General features: G+C 54.1%; 19 protein-coding genes. 11 read left to right on the forward strand and 8 right to left on the reverse strand.

Going from position 1 to position 18,499, the window contains the following annotated elements; translation table 11 throughout:
* Nucleotides 1–1,128, forward strand: coding sequence for an ABC transporter ATP-binding protein (locus ACQG03_RS17165; RefSeq protein ID WP_063163552.1), 1,128 nt, complete (start codon nucleotides 1–3; stop codon nucleotides 1,126–1,128).
* Between the two features lie 13 nt (nucleotides 1,129–1,141).
* Complete coding sequence (locus ACQG03_RS17170; protein WP_063163553.1) at nucleotides 1,142–2,428, forward strand: ABC transporter substrate-binding protein; 1,287 nt, start codon at nucleotides 1,142–1,144, stop codon at nucleotides 2,426–2,428.
* 70 nt (nucleotides 2,429–2,498) lie between these two features.
* On the opposite strand, the gene araE is transcribed toward ACQG03_RS17170, so the two are convergent.
* The 3 genes from araE to kduI form a co-directional block, all read right to left on the reverse strand.
* Nucleotides 2,499–3,914 (reverse strand): arabinose-proton symporter AraE, encoded by a 1,416-nt coding sequence (gene araE / locus ACQG03_RS17175; protein WP_022649253.1) that lies wholly within the window; start codon nucleotides 3,912–3,914, stop codon nucleotides 2,499–2,501.
* Between the two features lie 312 nt (nucleotides 3,915–4,226).
* Nucleotides 4,227–4,988, reverse strand: a complete 762-nt coding sequence (gene kduD / locus ACQG03_RS17180; protein ID WP_003862835.1) for a 2-dehydro-3-deoxy-D-gluconate 5-dehydrogenase KduD — start codon at nucleotides 4,986–4,988, stop codon at nucleotides 4,227–4,229.
* A 63-nt stretch (nucleotides 4,989–5,051) separates the two neighbouring features.
* Nucleotides 5,052–5,888, reverse strand: coding sequence for a 5-dehydro-4-deoxy-D-glucuronate isomerase (gene kduI, locus ACQG03_RS17185; RefSeq protein ID WP_017382863.1), 837 nt, complete (start codon nucleotides 5,886–5,888; stop codon nucleotides 5,052–5,054).
* Between the two features lie 300 nt (nucleotides 5,889–6,188).
* Between kduI and ACQG03_RS17190 the strand changes: the two genes are divergently transcribed.
* Entirely contained in the window at nucleotides 6,189–7,364 is a 1,176-nt protein-coding gene (locus ACQG03_RS17190; protein WP_023298524.1) for an oligogalacturonate lyase family protein, read from the forward strand.
* Nucleotides 7,365–7,722: 358 nt separating this feature from the next.
* On the opposite strand, the gene ACQG03_RS17195 is transcribed toward ACQG03_RS17190, so the two are convergent.
* The 3 genes from ACQG03_RS17195 to ACQG03_RS17205 all read right to left on the reverse strand — a co-directional run bounded on the left by ACQG03_RS17195 (nucleotide 7,723) and on the right by ACQG03_RS17205 (nucleotide 10,862).
* Nucleotides 7,723–8,406 (reverse strand): oligogalacturonate-specific porin KdgM family protein, encoded by a 684-nt coding sequence (locus ACQG03_RS17195; protein ID WP_063163554.1) that lies wholly within the window; start codon nucleotides 8,404–8,406, stop codon nucleotides 7,723–7,725.
* Nucleotides 8,407–8,724: 318 nt separating this feature from the next.
* The gene (locus tag ACQG03_RS17200; protein WP_022649256.1) at nucleotides 8,725–9,903 is read right to left on the reverse strand and encodes an acetyl-CoA C-acetyltransferase; all 1,179 of its coding nucleotides are present in this window, start codon (nucleotides 9,901–9,903) and stop codon (nucleotides 8,725–8,727) included.
* 92 nt (nucleotides 9,904–9,995) lie between these two features.
* Nucleotides 9,996–10,862, reverse strand: a complete 867-nt coding sequence (locus ACQG03_RS17205; RefSeq protein ID WP_038416634.1) for a LysR family transcriptional regulator — start codon at nucleotides 10,860–10,862, stop codon at nucleotides 9,996–9,998.
* A gap of 101 nt (nucleotides 10,863–10,963) precedes the next feature.
* Here ACQG03_RS17205 and ACQG03_RS17210 point away from each other — a divergent pair, with 101 nt between their 5' ends.
* Together ACQG03_RS17210 and ACQG03_RS17215 are read left to right on the forward strand one after the other, a co-directional pair.
* Nucleotides 10,964–11,428, forward strand: a complete 465-nt coding sequence (locus tag ACQG03_RS17210; RefSeq protein WP_063163555.1) for a multidrug/biocide efflux PACE transporter — start codon at nucleotides 10,964–10,966, stop codon at nucleotides 11,426–11,428.
* 116 nt (nucleotides 11,429–11,544) lie between these two features.
* Nucleotides 11,545–12,774 carry an amino acid permease gene (locus tag ACQG03_RS17215; protein ID WP_022649259.1) on the forward strand — a complete coding sequence of 410 codons (1,230 nt, stop codon included), beginning with the start codon at nucleotides 11,545–11,547 and terminating at the stop codon, nucleotides 12,772–12,774.
* A 33-nt stretch (nucleotides 12,775–12,807) separates the two neighbouring features.
* On the opposite strand, the gene ACQG03_RS17220 is transcribed toward ACQG03_RS17215, so the two are convergent.
* Together ACQG03_RS17220 and ACQG03_RS17225 are read right to left on the reverse strand one after the other, a co-directional pair.
* A complete protein-coding gene (locus ACQG03_RS17220; protein ID WP_063163556.1) occupies nucleotides 12,808–13,080 on the reverse strand; it encodes a GNAT family N-acetyltransferase in 273 nt (90 codons plus the stop codon).
* Between the two features lie 10 nt (nucleotides 13,081–13,090).
* A complete protein-coding gene (locus tag ACQG03_RS17225; RefSeq protein ID WP_063163557.1) occupies nucleotides 13,091–13,321 on the reverse strand; it encodes a (4Fe-4S)-binding protein in 231 nt (76 codons plus the stop codon).
* Between the two features lie 452 nt (nucleotides 13,322–13,773).
* Between ACQG03_RS17225 and ACQG03_RS17230 the strand changes: the two genes are divergently transcribed.
* The 6 genes from ACQG03_RS17230 to cydB all read left to right on the forward strand — a co-directional run bounded on the left by ACQG03_RS17230 (nucleotide 13,774) and on the right by cydB (nucleotide 18,493).
* Nucleotides 13,774–13,962: a general stress protein gene (locus ACQG03_RS17230; protein ID WP_022649261.1), complete on the forward strand. Its 189-nt coding sequence runs from the start codon at nucleotides 13,774–13,776 to the stop codon at nucleotides 13,960–13,962.
* A 90-nt stretch (nucleotides 13,963–14,052) separates the two neighbouring features.
* Entirely contained in the window at nucleotides 14,053–14,550 is a 498-nt protein-coding gene (locus ACQG03_RS17235) for a ferritin-like domain-containing protein (RefSeq protein WP_003862851.1), read from the forward strand.
* A gap of 62 nt (nucleotides 14,551–14,612) precedes the next feature.
* Entirely contained in the window at nucleotides 14,613–15,119 is a 507-nt protein-coding gene (locus ACQG03_RS17240; RefSeq protein ID WP_022649262.1) for a ferritin-like domain-containing protein, read from the forward strand.
* A 17-nt stretch (nucleotides 15,120–15,136) separates the two neighbouring features.
* On the forward strand, nucleotides 15,137–16,009 hold the full coding sequence (locus tag ACQG03_RS17245; RefSeq protein WP_022649263.1) for a manganese catalase family protein: 873 nt from the start codon (nucleotides 15,137–15,139) through the stop codon (nucleotides 16,007–16,009).
* A gap of 70 nt (nucleotides 16,010–16,079) precedes the next feature.
* Nucleotides 16,080–17,483 (forward strand): cytochrome ubiquinol oxidase subunit I, encoded by a 1,404-nt coding sequence (locus ACQG03_RS17250; protein ID WP_003862857.1) that lies wholly within the window; start codon nucleotides 16,080–16,082, stop codon nucleotides 17,481–17,483.
* Entirely contained in the window at nucleotides 17,483–18,493 is a 1,011-nt protein-coding gene (gene cydB / locus ACQG03_RS17255) for a cytochrome d ubiquinol oxidase subunit II (protein ID WP_022649265.1), read from the forward strand. Before ACQG03_RS17250 ends, cydB begins: the two co-directional genes overlap by 1 nt.
* The last annotated feature ends 6 nt before the right edge of the window (nucleotides 18,494–18,499 follow it).

Here is an 18,499-nt window from a genome sequence, read left to right on the forward strand (position 1 = left end):
ATGGCTGAAGTTATTTTCAACAAGCTGGAAAAGGTCTACTCCAACGGTTTTAAAGCGGTACACGCTATCGATCTTAAAATCGCCGAAGGGGAATTCATGGTGATCGTCGGCCCATCCGGCTGCGCCAAATCCACTACTCTGCGCATGCTGGCGGGACTGGAAACCATCAGCGGCGGCGAGGTGCGTATCGGCGACAAGATCGTGAACAACCTCGCGCCGAAAGAGCGCGGGATTGCGATGGTGTTCCAGAACTACGCCCTCTATCCACACATGACGGTGCGCGAGAATCTGGCCTTTGGCCTCAAGTTGAGCAAGCTGCCGAAAGATCAGATTGAGTCCCAGGTGAATGAAGCCGCCAAAATTCTTGAGCTTGAAGAGCTGCTCGACCGCCTGCCGCGCCAGCTTTCCGGCGGCCAGGCGCAGCGCGTGGCGGTAGGCCGTGCGATTGTGAAAAAACCGGATGTGTTCCTGTTCGATGAGCCGCTTTCAAACCTCGACGCCAAACTGCGCGCCTCGATGCGTATCCGTATTTCCGACCTGCATAAGCAGCTGAAGAAATCCGGAAAACCGGCCACCACCGTTTACGTGACCCACGACCAGACCGAAGCGATGACCATGGGCGACCGCATCTGCGTGATGAAGCTCGGCCATATCATGCAGGTGGATACGCCGGACAATCTCTACCACAAGCCGAAGAACATGTTCGTGGCGGGCTTTATCGGCGCGCCGGAGATGAATATACGCAAAAGCGTGCTGGTCGAAAAAGCGGGACAGCTGCACATCGCCATTGGTGATGAAAGCATGCCGCTGAACGCGGAGAAGCAGGAGAAAGTCGCCGCTTACGTGGGTCAGGAGATCTTCTTCGGCGTGCGTCCGGAATTTGTGTCGCTCTCTGATGAGCCCTTCCCGAACGGCGGCTGTAGCGGGGAGATGGTGCGCGTTGAGAACATGGGCCACGAATTCTTTGTGTACCTGAAGGTCGCGGACTACGAACTGACCGCCAGAATCCCGTCCGATGAAGCTAAACCAATGATTGATAAGGGACTTCATCGTAAGGTGTATTTCACGTTTGATATGAATAAGTGTCATATTTTTGACGCAAAAACTGAACAGAACCTCTCTCTCTGATGGAGTGATAAAAATGAAAAAAGTGCTTTTAAGCGCAGCTATCTCCGCGACCCTGGGCCTTACCGCTTTGCCATCGATGGCGCAGAATGTGGATTTACGGATGTCCTGGTGGGGCGGCAACGGCCGTCACCAGGTCACCCTGAAAGCGCTGGAGGAGTTCCATAAGCAGAACCCGGACATCAACGTGAAAGCGGAATACACCGGCTGGGACGGTCACCTCTCCCGTCTGACCACCCAGATTGCGGGTGGAACCGAGCCAGACGTAATGCAGACGAACTGGAACTGGCTGCCGATCTTCTCCAAAACCGGTGACGGCTTCTACGATCTGAACAAGATGAAGGACGTGATCGACCTGTCGCAGTTCGATCCCAAAGAGCTGCAAACCACCACCGTGGATGGCAAGCTGAACGGCATTCCGATCTCGGTGACGGCGCGGGTGTTCTACTTCAATGACGAAACCTGGAAAAAAGCGGGTATTGCGTACCCGAAAACCTGGGACGAGCTGATGGCGGCCGGTAAAACCTTCGAGAGCAAGCTCGGTAAGCAATACTACCCGGTGATCCTCGAGCACCAGGATACGCTGGCGCTGCTGAATTCGTACATGATCCAGAAGTACAACATTCCTGCGGTGGATGAGAAAACCAAAAAGTTCAGCTACACAAAGGAACAGTGGGTGGAGTTCTTCCAGACCTACAAAAAGCTGATCGACAGCCACGTCATGCCGGACACCAAATACTATGCCTCGTTTGGTAAGAGCAACATGTATGAGATGAAGCCGTGGATCCAGGGAGAATGGGGCGGCACCTATATGTGGAACTCCACCATCAACAAATATTCCGACAACCTGAAGCCACCGGCGAAACTGGAGCTGGGCAGCTACCCAATGCTGCCGGGCGCCACCGACGCGGGCCTGTTCTTCAAACCGGCGCAAATGCTGTCGATTGGTAAGTCGACCAAAAACCCGGAAGCGGCGGCGAAGCTGATTAATTTCCTGCTCAACAGCAAAGAAGGGGTCGATACGCTGGGCCTTGAGCGTGGCGTACCGCTGAGCAAAGTAGCGGTGCAGTATCTGACTGAAGACGGCACCATTAAAGAGGACGATCCTTCCGTGGCAGGCCTGCGTCTGGCGCAGTCGCTGCCGGCGAAACTCACCGTCTCGCCATACTTTGACGACCCACAGATTGTGGCGCAGTTCGGTACTTCTTTGCAGTATATCGACTACGGGCAGAAAACCGTGGAAGAGACGGCCGCTGACTTCCAGCGTCAGGCGGAGCGTATTTTGAGACGTGCGATGCGGTAAACACTAAGCCGCTTACCGGGCCTACACGGTATCGTAGGCCCGGTAAGCGAAGCGCCACCGGACAATTACATTACACGCCGATATTACGTAGTTTCTCCCCTCTCATCAGCTTGCGTTCAATATGCTCCAGGGTCACGCCCTTGGTTTCGGGGATCAGCCAGAAGGTCACACCGATAAACGCCACGTTCAGCACCGTATAGAGCCAGAAGGTGCCTGCCGCGCCAATCGCATCCAGCAGCGTCAGGAAGGTCGCGCCAATGATCATGTTCGACACCCAGTTGGTGGTGGTGGAACAGGTGATACCAAAGTCGCGGCATTTCAGCGGCTGTATTTCAGAGCACAGGATCCACACCACCGGCGCGGCGCTCATCGCGTAACCGGCGATACACATCATGGTCATGCCCACGGAGAGCCAGGAGAGGCCGCTTGACGCCGTGCCGTTATCGAACTGCATCAGGCAGTAGCCAAGGATTAAGGTGCCGAGCGCCATCACGCTAAAGCCAATTTTCAGGGCGGGTTTACGTCCGGCCTTATCAACGGTGAACACCGCGATAAAGGTGGCGAACATAAAGGTCAGCCCCACCACCAGCGTGGCGATCATCTGCTGTTCGGTGGTGGTAAAACCGGCCATTTTAAAAATGCGCGGGGCGTAATACATAATGATGTTCATCCCCGTAAACTGCTGCATCGCCTGTAACAGCATGCCGAGGAACACCGCGCGGCGCACGTTGCGGTTCGCCTTAAACAGGGACCAGCCGCCCTGCTTCAGCTTCAGGCTTTCGCGGATTTCGTTCAGCTCTTCACGCGCTTTTTCAGACGTGTCGCGCAACATGCGCAGCACCTCTTCCGCCTCCACGTGACGCCCTTTTTGCGCCAGCCAGCGCGGGCTGTTCGGCAGGAAAATGACTAACACAATCAGCACCAGCGCAGGCAGCGCCAGCACGCCAAGCATTGCCCGCCAGTTGCCGCTGTAGCTGAAGTACGTATCCGACAGAAACGCCAGCACGATACCGAGCGTCACCATCAGCTGATACATACTGATCATCTTCCCGCGCACGTTCTCACTTGCCATTTCAGAGAGATAAAGCGGCGCGGTGTAGGACGCGATACCCACCGCTACGCCAAGCAGCACGCGTGAAAGCAGCAGCACTTCTATGTTTGTCGCAAACGCGGAGCCGATGGAGCCTGCGACGAACAGGATCGCCCCAACCATCAGGCTGTATTTGCGCCCGAGACGGAACGACAGCCAGCCGTTAAACAACGCGCCGATGGCCGCGCCCAGCATCATGCTGCTCACCACCCACTCTTGCAGGCGGTTGCTTAACGTAAAGTGGTCGGTAATAAAGGGCAGTGCGCCAGCGATAACGCCGATATCCAGACCAAACAGTAGACCGGCTACGGCAGCCGCAACAGAAACAAACTGGTTCATGCGTCGGGTATCGCGCAGCGCAGCGGGCATAAGGGTAGAGTCATTTATAGATGTCATAGTTTCCTGCCTCAACAGCGAAATTCGTTAAGTGAAATTACGAGATACCGGAAGAAAGTGTCAGGTCGGAACTGGTGAAGATATGGATTATTTCGCTACGACATACCGTTCTGTGATGGACATTACAATTTCAAATCAGGGTGGTTTAACCTTATTTTTTATTAATTAGTTAATATTTAAGCAATAAATGTGTGATACCCGTCATTTATTCCTTTTTAGTATGGATTTTTCATCTTTAAGGATATGGATAAAGCCAATTTTGGCGCAAAAAAAACCTCCACCCGAGGGCAGAGGTTCTTTATTAAGGCTGAATTAACGTGCCAGCCAGCCGCCGTCAACGGCGACGGTATAGCCGTTAATGTAATCCGAAGCCGGAGAAGCCAGGAACACAACCGGGCCCATCAGATCGCTCGGCAGACCCCAGCGACCCGCTGGAATACGTTCCAGAATTGCCGCGCTGCGCTCTTCATCAGCACGCAGCTGCTGGGTATTGTTGGTGGCCATGTAGCCCGGCGCAATCGCGTTGACGTTGATATTGTGCTGCGCCCACTCGTTCGCCAGCAGACGGGTCACGCCCATCACGGCGCTCTTCGATGCGGTGTAAGACGGTACGCGGATGCCGCCCTGGAAAGAGAGCATGGAGGCAATATTGATGATCTTCCCGCCTTTCCCCTGCGCGATGAAGTGCTTCGCAGCCGCCTGGGACATAAAGAACACGCTCTTGATGTTCAGGTTCATCACGTCGTCCCAGTCCGTTTCGCTGAAGTTAATCGCATCTTCACGGCGAATCAGGCCCGCATTGTTGACCAGAATATCGATATGCCCGAACTCCGCGACCGCGCGATCCAGCAGTTCAGGGATCGCATCGATTTTGCGCAGGTCCGCGGTCAGGCTCAGGAAACGACGGCCCAGCGCGGTGACGCGCTCGATGGTTTCCGTTGGCTCTACGATGTTAATCCCGACGATATCACAGCCCGCTTCCGCCAGACCTAACGCCATACCCTGCCCCAGCCCGGTGTCACACCCGGAAACCACAGCCACTTTACCCTGCAGAGAAAATGCATCCAGAATCATGTTTGTTCCTTAATCGTTCAGCGCCTGTCACCAACAGGCAGATGTATGCTTAACTGCCTGCGACTAGCGCAGATCCTTAACAGCGACGTGGTCCATGTCATCGAAGACCTGGTTTTCACCGACCATACCCCAGATAAAGGTATAAGCTTTCGTTCCCACGCCAGAGTGGATGGACCAGCTTGGCGAAATGACCGCCTGCTCGTTGTGCATCACGATATGGCGAGTTTCCTGCGGCTGTCCCATCATGTGGAACACGCAGGCATCTTCATCCATGTTGAAGTAGAAATAGACTTCCATGCGGCGCTCGTGGGTATGGCACGGCATGGTGTTCCACAGGTTGCCCGGCGCAAGCTCGGTCAGCCCCATGCTGAGCTGGCAAGTTTCCAGCACATCCGGTACGAAGTATTTATTGATGGTGCGGCGGTTGCTGGTGAGGTTGTCACCAAGGGTCACCGGGGCAACGTCCGCTGGCGTGACTTTTTTGGTTGGGTAAGTCGTATGAGCCGGGGCGCAGTTGTAGTAGAACTTCGCCGGTTTGCTGCCATCGATGCTGGCGAACACCACTTCTTTCGCGCCTTTTCCGACGTACAGCGCGTCACGGTGACCAATTTCGTAGCACTGGCCATCGACGGTTATGGTGCCCGGCCCGCCAATGTTAATCACGCCCAGTTCACGGCGTTCGAGGAAGTAGCTCACGCCCAGCTGTTTGCCCACTTCACCGCCCACGGAGACGGTTTTCGCCACCGGCATAATCCCGCCCACAATAATGCGGTCAATATGGCTGTAGACCATGGTGTACTTGTCGGCTTCGAACACTTGCTCAACTAAAAACTCACTGCGCAGCCCCTGAGTATCCAGCGTTTTTGCGTGCGCACTGTGGATGCTTTGTCTGACGTCCACGTAAACCTCCAGAATTGATCGTGCCCGAAGGCAAAGATGAATAACGAAACAATGTTCCGTTTTCGTGATGAACACATATTATCCCCTGTACATGGGGTTTTCAATTACATTTAAAACAACGTTTCATTTTTTCTGTATGTTTATGCCAGAAATGGTGTTTCGATCACGATAAATCTTTAAGCCCCTCAATCTGGTTAAAGAAACTGAGAATTTGCGCTGTCAGTCACACATAATGAAACGATGTTTTGATAATTTAACACCTAGTTTTCAACCTATATTACGCGTTCAAAGGAGTGCATTATGGCTAAAGGTATGCGGGTCAAGCTGAACTACGAGGTCAGCCGCGATCCGGATACAGGCGTGGAAGTTACCCGCCTGACCCCACCGGAAGTAACCTGTCATCGCAACTACTTTTACCAGAAGTGCTTCTTTAACGATGGCAGCCACCTGCTGTTCGCCGGGGAGTTCGACGGTCACTGGAACTATTACCTGCTGGATCTGAAAAACGCCGAAGCGGTGCAGCTGACCGAAGGCGCGGGCGATAACACCTTTGGCGGGTTCCTCTCTCCGGACGATCAATCCCTCTACTATGTGAAAAACGATCGCACCCTGCTTGAGGTGGATTTACAGACGCTGGCAGAGCGCGAAGTGTACCGCGTCCCGGAAGAGTGGGTTGGCTACGGCACCTGGGTCGCGAACAGCGACTGCACCAAACTGGTGGGTATTGAGATTGCCAGACGTGACTGGACGCCACTCAACGACTGGAAAATTTTCCACGACTTCTTCCACAAAGGGCCGCACTGCCGCCTGCTGCGCGTTGATCTAAAAACGGGTGAAAGCACCACCATCCATGACGAGAAGATCTGGCTGGGACATCCGATTTATCGCCCGTTCGATGACAATACCGTGGCCTTCTGTCATGAAGGGCCACACGACCTGGTTGACGCCCGCATGTGGCTGGTCAACGAAGATGGCAGCAACGTGCGGAAAGTGAAAACGCACGCGGAAGGGGAAAGCTGCACGCATGAATTTTGGGTGCCGGACGGGTCCGCGCTGATCTACGTCTCTTACCTGAAAGGTCAGCAAGGTCGTACCATCTCCCGCTTCAATCCGGACACCGGCGTGAATGAAGCGGTAATGAACATGCCCGCCTGTTCGCACCTGATGAGCAACGTCGACGGCACCATGCTGGTTGGCGACGGTTCCGGCACGCCTGTCGATGTGAAAGACACCGGCGGCTACACCATTGATAACGATCCTTATCTTTATGCCTTTGACGTGGCGAAGAAAGCCTATTACCGCATTGCCCGTCATGACACTTCCTGGGCTACGGTGGCGAACAGCCGCCAGGTAACCCACCCGCATCCGTCCTTCACGCCGGACGAAAAAGCGGTGCTGTACAGTTCCGATAAAGACGGCAAACCGGCCCTCTATATCGCGAAACTCCCCGAGCAACCTGAAATGTTGCATGCCTGAATGAGTTAGTGTTTCTGTAACTGGCCTTGCCCTCCGATTCGGAGGGCTTTTTTTTGGGTGATTGCGACGCTTTTTGCCGGGTGGCGCTAACGCTTACCCGGCCTACGAAACGACTGACTGGAGAGAAAGTGTAGCCGGGTAAGCGCAGGGCCAGTCGGCATACGAAACGACGGAGTGGAAGGAAAGTGTAGGCCGGGTAAGCGCAGGGCCACCCGGCATACGAAACGACGGAGTGGAAGGAAAGTGTAGGCCGGGTAAGCGCAGGGCCACCCGGCATACGAAACGACGGAGTGGAAGGAAAGTGTAGGCCGGGTAAGCGCAGGGCCACCCGGCGGTTTTTAGCGAAGAAGCTGGATTATCAGAAGGAGTACGCCACGCCTAAACGGAAACGGGTCTGGCGTTCGTCAGTGTCTTTAACCCCCACGTTGCCCACCTCAGCATACGGTGCCCAGTTTTTATCCCATTTGTAGGCGAGCTTGGCGTTATATTCATTGGAATAATCTTTATTGTTATTTCGGGCCACGCCTTCAGAGCTTTTCGCGTAAACATAGTTCAGCTCGGTACGCCAGTCACCTAATACCCAACCGACCCACGCATCACCACGGTTAACTTTATCATCGTCCTTATTTGAGCTTGACGGATAGCGGGTATATTCATAACGGTAACGCGCGGCCACGTAGAAGCCATTATCGAAACTATATTGCACATGCAGATTCGGTTTATAAATGGTACGACTGTCTGTGCTTTCAATCGTAAACGCAGGCGTCAGGGCGATATTGTCTGTCGCTTTCCAGCGCCAGCTAATCTGATCTTCGTGACCGTTCCCCACCACATCCGCGAATGGCTGATCTGCCTTGTCCCCGCCTGATTTCCACTTCGCCTCGACTGAAAAACCGAAGCCATTGTCAAAGCGGTGCGAGACGGCAACACGGTCGGCATTCGAGCCGCTGTCAATATATTCGTGACGCAGATCGACGGTAACGGCGCTAGCCGCAAAAGAGGCACTAATAAGGGAAGCAAGGAGCAGAGATTTCTTAAACATGAAAAAAACCCTCAATTAAAATAACGTTTCGTTTTTATGAAACTTGAGTTTATTTTTTATGTACCGTTATTTTAGTGACAAGGATCGAAATTATTTGTTTCATTTTTTTTGGCAAAGATCGACGTGAACCTCATCAACAAAAAAGGCGTATAACGCATAAATTCCAGGCGTGAGATCACACTAAGAACTTCACAAAGCGAATAATTCACCGCGCAATAATTATTGTGGGCTTAAGAAAGAACGCAGAAGTGTTAAAAAAGGATTCTGCAGACATAAAAAAACCTCCCGAGGGAGGCTTTCTGTGCGCAGAGGGGGAAATTACCGTTCGATAGCCAGGGCTACCCCCTGCCCTCCGCCAATGCAGAGCGTTGCGATCCCTTTTCGGGCGTTACGCTTTTTCATTTCGTGGACTAGCGACACCAGAATGCGGCAGCCGGAAGCGCCAATAGGATGACCGAGCGCGATCGCACCGCCGTTGACGTTGACCCGCAGCGGATCCCATTCCAGCATTTTCCCGACCGAGATCGCCTGTGCAGCAAAGGCTTCATTGACTTCAATCAGATCTACATCGTTCAGCTGCCAGCCCGCCCGCTCAAGACAGCGGCGCGTGGCATAGACCGGGGCGATCCCCATTAACGCAGGATCAACACCCACGCTGGCAAACGCTTTGATGCGCGCCAGTACCGGCAGCGCCAGCTCCTGGGCTTTGCTTTCACTCATCATCATCACCGCCGCCGCACCGTCGTTAATGGAGGATGCGTTACCTGCCGTTACAGAACCGAGCGTTTCGAAGGCCGGATCGAGTTTTGCCAGCCCTTCTGCGCTGGCATCGGTGCGCGGCTGCTCGTCGGTATCAACGATGAGCGCTTCGCCGTTCTGGCGTTGGGTACTGACCGGGACAATTTCATCGCGAAAACGGCCGGAGTCGATCGCTGCACGCGCTTTTTGCTGCGAGCTAAGCGCATACGCATCCTGAAGCTCGCGGCTGATGCCGTATTCCCGCGCCAGGTTTTCCGCCGTTACGCCCATATGGTAGTCGTTGAAGGCGTCCCACAACCCGTCATGAACCAGGCTGTCAAGCAGCTGACTGTTCCCGAGCTGCGCGCCGGTCCGGCTGTCGGTCAGGACATGCGGGGCGCGGCTCATGTTTTCCTGCCCTCCGGCAATGACCACGTCCGCTTCACCGCACTGGATGGCCTGCGTCGCAAGATGGAGCGCTTTCAAACCTGAACCACAGACGTCGTTGATGGTAATCGCCGAAACGGTATTAGGCAGGCCGCCCTTCAGCGCCGCCTGGCGCGCAGGGTTTTGTCCCGCGCCAGCGGTCAGCACCTGGCCGAGGATCACCTCATCAATTTCATGTGCGGCAACCCCGCTGCGTTCCACCAGCGCTCTTACCACCACGCTGCCGAGATCAACCGCAGAGTGACGCGCAAGCGCTCCCTGAAAACAGCCGATAGCCGTACGTAACGCACCCACTATAACGACATCTTTCATCACGACCTCTGTGCAAAATGACATGACGATAGTAGAGGATTGTTATCAACAATTGACGCAAATGTTTAAAATTAGTGAGTTTAGTCACAGGATTATCGTGCGTCCTGCAAGTACTGGCGCAGCCAGCTTCCGGCGACGCCGGGCGGGGTTCTTTTGTTCCATACCAGATCGATGGCAATCGACCTCGGCCAACCCGGCACGTTCAGCTGCACCAGCGATTTCGATGCGGCAAATTCGTCGACCAGCGCGCAGGGTAACGCGCACCAGCCAAAGCCCTGTACCGCCATGCTTAGCAGCAGCAGGTAGTTCGGCGCAGACCAGACCGGCCCGCGCGCAAGGGGCGCTTCCCGTTCAAGATAGGTACTCAGCCGCAGCTCGCGCCAGCCATGCAGCTCGTCCGCCTGCGTCTCATGTTGCCCTGCCAGAGGATGTCCGGCAGAAACGTAAATAGCCATCCGCGTCTGCATAGGCAGGCGGGTCGCGCCAATATCGGTCGGGTAGCTGTCGCGTGCTTCCGTCAGGCCAATTTGCGCCCGCTCCTTTTGCAGCAGATCGATCACGTCCTCCTCTTCCCCAATCAGACACTCGAATTCGGTGTGCGGAAAACGCTGGTCGAACTGGCTCATCATCTCTTCCAGTACGGCCGGGTTAAGCGTATCGGAGAGAACAAAGGTAAAACGCGCCTCCGTTTGCGCCGTTAAGGATACGGCCAGCTCATCAAGGCGCGCGCTGGCGGCGAGGATTGACTGGACATAGCCCAGCACCTGTTCACCCTGGGCGGTTAACACCGGGTGACGCGCCGAGCGATCAAACAGCTCAAAGCCAAGGTCAGCTTCAAGGTTGGCGATGGAGGTGCTGATGGTGGACTGGCTTTTACGCAGCCGTCGTGCCGCAGCTGAAAACGAACCTGCGGCGACAGTTTCAACAAACGCGGTCAGTGCTTCGGGAGAATAACGCATGATGTATCTACTTTATCGATGGATACCATCTTTTATATATCACCTTAAGCGATAAGAATAGGCCGCATCAACGCCCATACTGGCGTCTATATGAGGTAAATATGCAACATCAGGATGCACTCCAACGTAAATTGCCGGAGCGGATCTTCCATGCCGTCTGTTTTGAAGGTATTGCTACGGCGATCCTCGCCCCTACGGCCGCGTGGCTAATGCAGCGCTCGGTGGTTGAAATGGGGGGTCTCACTATTATTCTGGCGACCACGGCAATGCTCTGGAACATTATCTATAACTTTGGCTTCGACCGTTTCTGGCCCGTTCAGCGGGTGAAGCGCACGGCAAAAGTGCGCGCCCTGCATGCGCTGGGTTTTGAATGCGGCTTTATTGTGATTGGCGTAACGATCGTTGCCGCCGTGCTGGGCGTGACGCTGCTCCAGGCTTTCACGCTGGAGATTGGTTTCTTCATGTTCTTCCTGCCGTACACCATGCTCTACAACTGGGTGTATGACACCCTGCGGGAGAAAATTATCAAGCGCCGCCAGCAACGTCGCGCCCTGGCAAGCGAATGACCTTCCGGCCGGAGACCTTCTCCGGCCCAACCCCAGCGAAGCAACGGCGACCTCAACGCATAATTATGGTAAATTGCACTCCTTTTTGTTCGTTTTATAGTTGATACGTTGCTCTAATGTCGAAAATTTGGTCAAAAGAAGAGACTCTCTGGAGTTTCGCCCTCTACGGCACTGCCGTGGGCGCAGGAACCCTGTTCTTGCCCATTCAGCTCGGCTCTGCTGGCGCAATTGTCCTGCTGATCACCGCCCTTGTGGCGTATCCCTTAACCTACTGGCCGCATAAAGCGCTGGCGCAATTTATTCTGTCGTCGAAGACGAAAGGCAACGAAGGGATCACCGGTGCCGTTTCCCATTACTACGGCAAAAAGATCGGCAACCTCATCACCACGCTCTATTTCGTGGCCTTCTTTGTGGTGGTTCTGATTTACGCGGTGGCGATAACCAACTCACTTACTGAACAGCTGGCGAAACGGATGACGGTGGATACCAGCGTGCGGATGCTGGTGAGTTTTGGCGTGGTGCTGATTTTGAATCTGATCTTCCTGATGGGGCGGCACATCACCATTAAGGTGATGGGTTTCCTTGTCTTTCCGCTGATCGCCTATTTCCTTTTTGTGTCGCTGTATCTAACGGGCAGCTGGCAGCCGTCGCTGCTGACCAGCCAGATGGCCTTCGACCAGCATACGCTGCACCAGGTGTGGATATCGATCCCGGTGATGGTTTTCGCTTTTAGCCATACCCCGATCATCTCGACCTTCGCCGTAGATCGTCGCGAGAAATACGGTGAAGAGGCTATGGGTAAATGCAAAAAAATCATGAAAGTGGCGTACCTGATCATCTGCCTCAGCGTGCTGTTCTTTGTGTTCAGCTGCCTGCTTTCGATTCCACCGTCCTATATCGTGGCGGCAAAAGAGGAAGGGGTGACGATCCTGTCCGCGCTGTCGATGATGCCTTCGTCCCCGGCATGGCTGGGCATTTCCGGCATTATCGTGGCAATTATAGCGATGTCGAAATCGTTCCTCGGCACCTATTTTGGCGTGATTGAAGGGGCAACGGAAATTGTGAAATCGTCGCTGAATCAGGTGGGTGTAAAGAAAAGTCGTGCCTTTAACCGCGCGGTTTCGATTCTCGGCGTGTCGCTGATTACCTTTGCGGTCTGCTGCATCAACCCGAATGCGATCTCCATGATTTACGCCATCAGCGGTCCGCTTATCGCCATGATCCTGTTCATCATGCCGACGCTGTCGACGTACCTGATCCCGTCGTTAAAACCGTACCGCTCCATCGGCAACCTGCTGACGCTGATTGTGGGTGTGCTGTGTGTGTCGGTGATGTTTGTCGGTTGAGTGTGCTGCCCGGCGCAATGCCGGGCATCTGTTTTACGCCCGAATATCGTCATACTCCCGCGTATTATCAAACTCATGCTTCGCAAACGGACACAGCGGGATAATTTTACGGTTCTCCCCGCGCATCTTCTCTACCACCTTCGCCACCAGCTGCTTACCCACACCCTGCCCTTTCAGGCTCGGATCCACATCGGTGTGCTCGATGATGCTCAGATGCTCGCCGGTCGGGACAAAGACGATCTCCGCAACCTGATTGCCTTCGGCGTCGTTGAGATAAAACTTGTTATGGCCTTCAAGAATATCCATGGTTCCTCACTTATTTTAGGCGGTACTTCAGCGCACCGCTCGGGCAGGTATCAATTACGCGCGCAACAGTTTCTGCATCCACTTCATCCGGTGCGATCCAGGGTTTACGCTTCAGGTCGAACAGCGCCGCGCTGCCGCGCACGCAGTTGCCCGAGTGTTTGCAGATCCCTGTGTTGAAGTAGACATCGATTTTCTCACCGGTAGAGGCCCGGTACCCTGCATCCAGTAGCTCCTGATCCATGACATTGCCTCTGTAATTATTGTGGTGACAAATGCAGCATACCCTCACCCGATCCGCCTGACCACGTCAAAACGACGATCGGATACACTGTTTTCGGCTCGTTATTTTACTTCTCGCTTAAGACTATTCCGATTATAAAGACTCAGGTCGGCAAGATATATTTTTGCGCTACGTCAATTCTTGTAATCATTTCCGCCGCGTTCATATTAAGATTATTAGCTAAGCGGAATCCTAACGACACAAGTTATTTACCCTTAAGCAATGGATTTACTTCCGATTTTCAAAAATCGTAACGAAGCGGTATTTCCCCCGCATCTCTGGAAATGGTGCAAAACAACCCAGACAGGAAATTTGACTCTTCTCACATAACGACTAATGTTAATTTCTGAACGACAACTGATACGAATTACTTATCGTATCACCTGACATAAACGCAACATGAGGGTTGATATATGGCAGAGCAACATCGTGGTGGTTCCGGTAATTTCGCGCAAGACCGTGAAAAAGCATCAGAAGCTGGACGTAAAGGCGGCCAGCACAGCGGCGGTAATTTCAAAAACGATCCGCAACGCGCATCTGAAGCGGGTAAGAAAGGGGGACAGAACAGTCACGGCGGGGGCCGTAAATCTGATAACTCCTGATCTTATTTAAAGCTCTTATAAATATACCGAGAGCATGCTGCGGGCCTGTCGGCTCGCAGTACCTTCCCTTTATTTCACTGGAGCGAATATATGAATATGAAAACTGTTGAAGATGTATTTATTCACCTGTTATCCGATACCTATAGCGCTGAGAAGCAGCTGACCCGCGCGCTAAGCAAGTTAGCCCGCGCCGCATCAAGCGAGAAGCTGAGCGCTGCGTTCACGGCTCACCTTGAGGAGACGCAGGGACAGATCGAACGTATCGATCAGATTATTGAGCAGGAATCCGGCCTCAAGCTGAAGCGCATGAAATGCGTTGCAATGGAAGGCTTAATTGAAGAAGCCAACGAAGTTATTGAGAGCACTGAGAAAAACGAAGTGCGTGACGCTGCATTAATTGCCGCCGCACAGAAAGTCGAGCACTACGAAATTGCCAGCTACGGCACCCTGGCCACCCTGGCTGAACAATTAGGCTATAAAAAAGCCGTTAAACTTCTTGCAGAAACGCTGGAAGAAGAAAAAGAAACCGATCTCAAATTAACCGATCTGGCTGTCGGCAATATTAATCAAAAAGCCCAGAAAGGATAAATAATAATTTGATGAGCATCAGCACCAACAATTAACCAGAAAATAAATCACAGGAGTTAATTATGAATCATGTAGAACACTACCATGATTGGCTACGCGATGCCCATGCGATGGAAAAACAAGCCGAATCCATGCTGGAATCAATGGCCAGCCGTATTGATAATTATCCCGACTTACGTGCACGAATTGAACAACACGTTAATGAAACTAAACACCAAATTACCGTGCTGGAAGAAATTCTCGACCGCAATAATATTTCCCGTTCGGTCATAAAAGATTCCATGAGCAAAATGGCGGCGCTCGGCCAGTCCATTGGCGGCATGTTCCCTTCCGACGAAATTGTTAAAGGCTCCATCAGCGGCTACGTTTTTGAGCAGTTTGAAATTGCCTGCTACACCTCTCTGCTGGCCGCGGCCAAACAAGCGGGCGATACCGCCTCCATTCCAGCCATTGAATCCATTCTGGAAGAAGAGCGCCAGATGGCGGACTGGCTGATTCAACATATTCCACAGACGACGGAACAGTTCCTGCTGCGCTCCGACGCGGACGGCGTTGAAGCGAAAAAATAACGGAAGAGGGAGAAACTATGTTTCGACACGTAAAACAGCTGCAATACACGGTACGCGTAGCCGAACCGAATCCGGGTCTGGCTAATCTTCTGCTTGAGCAGTTTGGCGGGCCACAGGGCGAACTTGCCGCGGCATGTCGTTACTTTACGCAAGGATTGAGCGACGACGATCCCGGTCGTAAAGATATGCTGATGGATATCGCGACCGAGGAGTTAAGTCACCTGGAAATTATCGGCACCCTGGTGGGTATGCTTAATAAGGGTGCGAAAGGTGAACTGGCGGAAGGCGTTGAAAATGAAGCGGAGCTGTACCGGTCCATGACCGAAAACGGCAACGACAGTCATATCACTTCCCTGCTCTACGGGGGCGGTACTCCGCTCACTAACTCCGCAGGCGTACCGTGGACGGCGGCGTACGTGGATACCATTGGCGAACCCACCGCGGATCTGCGCTCTAACATTGCGGCCGAGGCGCGCGCCAAAATTATCTACGAACGGCTTATTAACGTAACGGACGATCCAGGTGTTAAAGATGCGCTGGCGTTTTTAATGACGCGTGAGGCAGCACACCAGCTTTCGTTTGAGAAGGCGCTCCAGTCGATCCGTAACAACTTCCCACCGGGTAAATTGCCTCCAATCGAAGAGTACACCAACAAGTACTACAATATGTCTGAGGGGGGAGAAGTTCGCGGAAGCTGGAACAGCGATAAGCACTTCGACTACGTTGAATCTCCTCAGCCAGCGGTCGATGGCGGTGACGGCGGCGCAAGCGTAACGCTCACAACAGAGCAGGCTACGCTGGTCAAAGCAATGTGCGCACGTACGAAATCCGATCCTAAAGCCGATCCGCTTACCGGTGCCGAGCTTGGCGCGGGTAAGAAAAAACCGTAACCGGTTTTGCCAGGCAGCCTGAGGCTGTCTGGCAATGCCTTGTGGGCTATCAGTTCCAGAGGTACGGAGCATGTTCGAGCTTGATGCGTTTCATCTGGCCAGGATACAGTTCGCCTTTACCGTCTCTTTCCATATTCTCTTTCCGGCAATCACCATCGGGCTTGCGAGCTATCTGGTGGTTCTCGAGGGCATGTGGCTTCGCACAAAAAATGATGTCTGGCGCTCGCTTTACCATTTCTGGCTGAAAATTTTCGCCGTTAACTTTGGTATGGGCGTGGTTTCCGGGCTGGTAATGGCTTACCAGTTTGGGACTAACTGGAGCGGATTTTCCCAGTTCGCAGGCAGCATAACCGGCCCTCTGCTCACTTATGAAGTCTTAACCGCCTTCTTCCTCGAAGCCGGTTTCCTGGGCGTGATGTTGTTCGGCTGGAACAAGGTCGGCCCCGGCCTGCACTTCTTTGCCACCTGCATGGTGGCGCTGGGCACGCTGATGTCCACCTTCTGGATCCTCGCCTCCAACAGCTGGATGCACACCCCGCAGGGCTTCAGTATTCAGAACGGTCAGGTCATTCCCGAAGACTGGCTGGCCATTATTTTTAACCCCTCATTCCCTTACCGTCTGATCCATATGTCCATCGCCGCCTTCCTGTGCAGCGCCTTGTTTGTGGGCGCGTCCGGGGCATGGCATCTGCTGCGCGGCAACGACACGCCCGCTATTCGCAAAATGTTCTCCATGGCCATGTGGATGGCGCTGCTGGTCGCGCCCATCCAGGCAGTCGTTGGGGATATGCACGGCCTGAATACGCTTGAGCATCAGCCTGCCAAAATCGCCGCGATTGAAGGCCACTGGGAAAATCCGCCCGGCGAGGCTACCCCGCTGCTGCTGTTCGGCGTACCGGATATGGAGGAGGAGCGCACCAAATACGGGCTTGAAATTCCGGCGCTCGGCAGCCTGATCCTGACGCACAGCCTGGATAAACAGGTCCCGGCGCTGAAAGATTTCCCGAAAGAGGACCGCCCGAACTCGCTCATCGTCTTCTGGTCTTTCCGCATTATGGTCGGCATGGGGCTGCTGATGATTACGCTTGGCGTGCTGAGCGTCTGGCTGCGCTATCGCCGCCGACTCTATCACTCGCGACCATTCCACTGGTTTGCCCTGTGCATGGGGCCAGCCGGACTGCTTGCGCTGCTCGCCGGGTGGGTCACTACCGAAGTGGGCCGCCAGCCGTGGGTCGTCTACGGCTATCTGCGCACGATAGATGCGGTGTCTCTGCACAGCACGTTGCAGATGAGCATCAGCCTGCTGGCTTTTATCGTGGTCTACTGTTCGGTATTTGGTGTGGGTTATGTTTATCTCGCCCGGTTGATAAAGAAAGGGCCGCAGCCTGTCGGCACGCTAACGTCTAATACGTCGGGCACCCCTGCCCGTCCGCTGTCCGCCGCCGAGTCTGTTCCGGAAGAGGAGAAGATCTGATGGGCGTCGATATCCCGGTCATCTGGTTTGCCATTATTGTCTTCGCCACGCTGATGTACATCATCATGGACGGTTTCGATCTCGGTATCGGCATGCTGTTCAGCTTTGTGGGCGATGCCAAAGAGCGCGACGTAATGGTGAACAGCGTCGCACCGGTCTGGGACGGAAATGAAACCTGGCTGGTTCTCGGCGGCGCAGGGTTGTTCGGCGCGTTTCCGCTGGCCTACGCGGTGATTATCGATGCCCTGACCATCCCGCTCACGGCCATGCTGATCGGGCTTATTTTCCGCGGCGTGGCATTTGAGTTTCGCTTTAAGGCGACCCCTTCCCACCGCAAATTCTGGGACTATTCTTTTGCTGGCGGTTCCCTGCTGGCAACCTTCAGCCAGGGGATCGTGGTCGGCGCGATGATCAACGGCTTTGACGTGGAAGGGCGACGCTTTGTGGGCTCCTCGCTGGACTGGTTAACCCCGTTTAACCTGTTCTGCGGGCTGGGTTTGATTGTCGCCTATACCCTGCTGGCTACCACATGGCTGATCATGAAAAGCGAAGGCGCGCTGCAAAACCGGATGCGTGAGCTGACCCGGCACGTGCTGCTGGCACTGATCGCCGTCATTGCGGTGGTGAGTATCTGGACCCCGCTCGGCTGGCAGTTTGTCGCCGAGCGCTGGTTTACACTGCCTAACTTCTTCTGGTTCCTGCCGGTTCCGGTTCTGGTGGCGGTATTCAGCCTCTGGATCTGGCGGCTGACGCGCAATCCCGACAGCCATGCCCGTCCGTTCCTGTTAACGCTGGGCCTGATTTTCCTCGGCTTTAGCGGACTGGGCATCAGCCTGTGGCCACACATTATCCCGCCGCACATCACCCTGTGGGAAGCCGCCGCGCCGCCTGCCAGCCAGCTGTTTATGCTGATCGGCACGCTGTTAATCATCCCGGTGATCCTGGTTTACACCGCCTGGAGCTACTACGTCTTCCGGGGCAAAGTGTCTGATACCGAAGGTTATCACTAAGGATTG

This window comes from Enterobacter cloacae complex sp. 342H5 (assembly GCF_050030905.1).
GTDB lineage: Bacteria > Pseudomonadota > Gammaproteobacteria > Enterobacterales > Enterobacteriaceae > Enterobacter > Enterobacter intestinihominis.

Bases quoted from the DNA above. Each gene is read 5' to 3' on its own strand.
- ACQG03_RS17195 (WP_063163554.1), bottom strand. From the start codon at position 8,406: ATGTTTAAGAAATCTCTGCTCCTTGCTTCCCTTATTAGTGCCTCTTTT.
- ACQG03_RS17170 (WP_063163553.1), top strand. From the start codon at position 1,142: ATGAAAAAAGTGCTTTTAAGCGCAGCTATCTCCGCGACCCTGGGCCTT.
- ACQG03_RS17225 (WP_063163557.1), bottom strand. From the start codon at position 13,321: ATGGATCAGGAGCTACTGGATGCAGGGTACCGGGCCTCTACCGGTGAG.
- kduD (WP_003862835.1), bottom strand. From the start codon at position 4,988: ATGATTCTGGATGCATTTTCTCTGCAGGGTAAAGTGGCTGTGGTTTCC.
- ACQG03_RS17200 (WP_022649256.1), bottom strand. From the start codon at position 9,903: ATGAAAGATGTCGTTATAGTGGGTGCGTTACGTACGGCTATCGGCTGT.
- ACQG03_RS17230 (WP_022649261.1), top strand. From the start codon at position 13,774: ATGGCAGAGCAACATCGTGGTGGTTCCGGTAATTTCGCGCAAGACCGT.
- ACQG03_RS17245 (WP_022649263.1), top strand. From the start codon at position 15,137: ATGTTTCGACACGTAAAACAGCTGCAATACACGGTACGCGTAGCCGAA.
- cydB (WP_022649265.1), top strand. From the start codon at position 17,483: ATGGGCGTCGATATCCCGGTCATCTGGTTTGCCATTATTGTCTTCGCC.
- ACQG03_RS17210 (WP_063163555.1), top strand. From the start codon at position 10,964: ATGCAACATCAGGATGCACTCCAACGTAAATTGCCGGAGCGGATCTTC.
- ACQG03_RS17190 (WP_023298524.1), top strand. From the start codon at position 6,189: ATGGCTAAAGGTATGCGGGTCAAGCTGAACTACGAGGTCAGCCGCGAT.
- ACQG03_RS17240 (WP_022649262.1), top strand. From the start codon at position 14,613: ATGAATCATGTAGAACACTACCATGATTGGCTACGCGATGCCCATGCG.
- ACQG03_RS17205 (WP_038416634.1), bottom strand. From the start codon at position 10,862: ATGCGTTATTCTCCCGAAGCACTGACCGCGTTTGTTGAAACTGTCGCC.
- ACQG03_RS17165 (WP_063163552.1), top strand. From the start codon at position 1: ATGGCTGAAGTTATTTTCAACAAGCTGGAAAAGGTCTACTCCAACGGT.
- ACQG03_RS17235 (WP_003862851.1), top strand. From the start codon at position 14,053: ATGAATATGAAAACTGTTGAAGATGTATTTATTCACCTGTTATCCGAT.
- araE (WP_022649253.1), bottom strand. From the start codon at position 3,914: ATGACATCTATAAATGACTCTACCCTTATGCCCGCTGCGCTGCGCGAT.
- ACQG03_RS17250 (WP_003862857.1), top strand. From the start codon at position 16,080: ATGTTCGAGCTTGATGCGTTTCATCTGGCCAGGATACAGTTCGCCTTT.
- ACQG03_RS17220 (WP_063163556.1), bottom strand. From the start codon at position 13,080: ATGGATATTCTTGAAGGCCATAACAAGTTTTATCTCAACGACGCCGAA.
- ACQG03_RS17215 (WP_022649259.1), top strand. From the start codon at position 11,545: ATGTCGAAAATTTGGTCAAAAGAAGAGACTCTCTGGAGTTTCGCCCTC.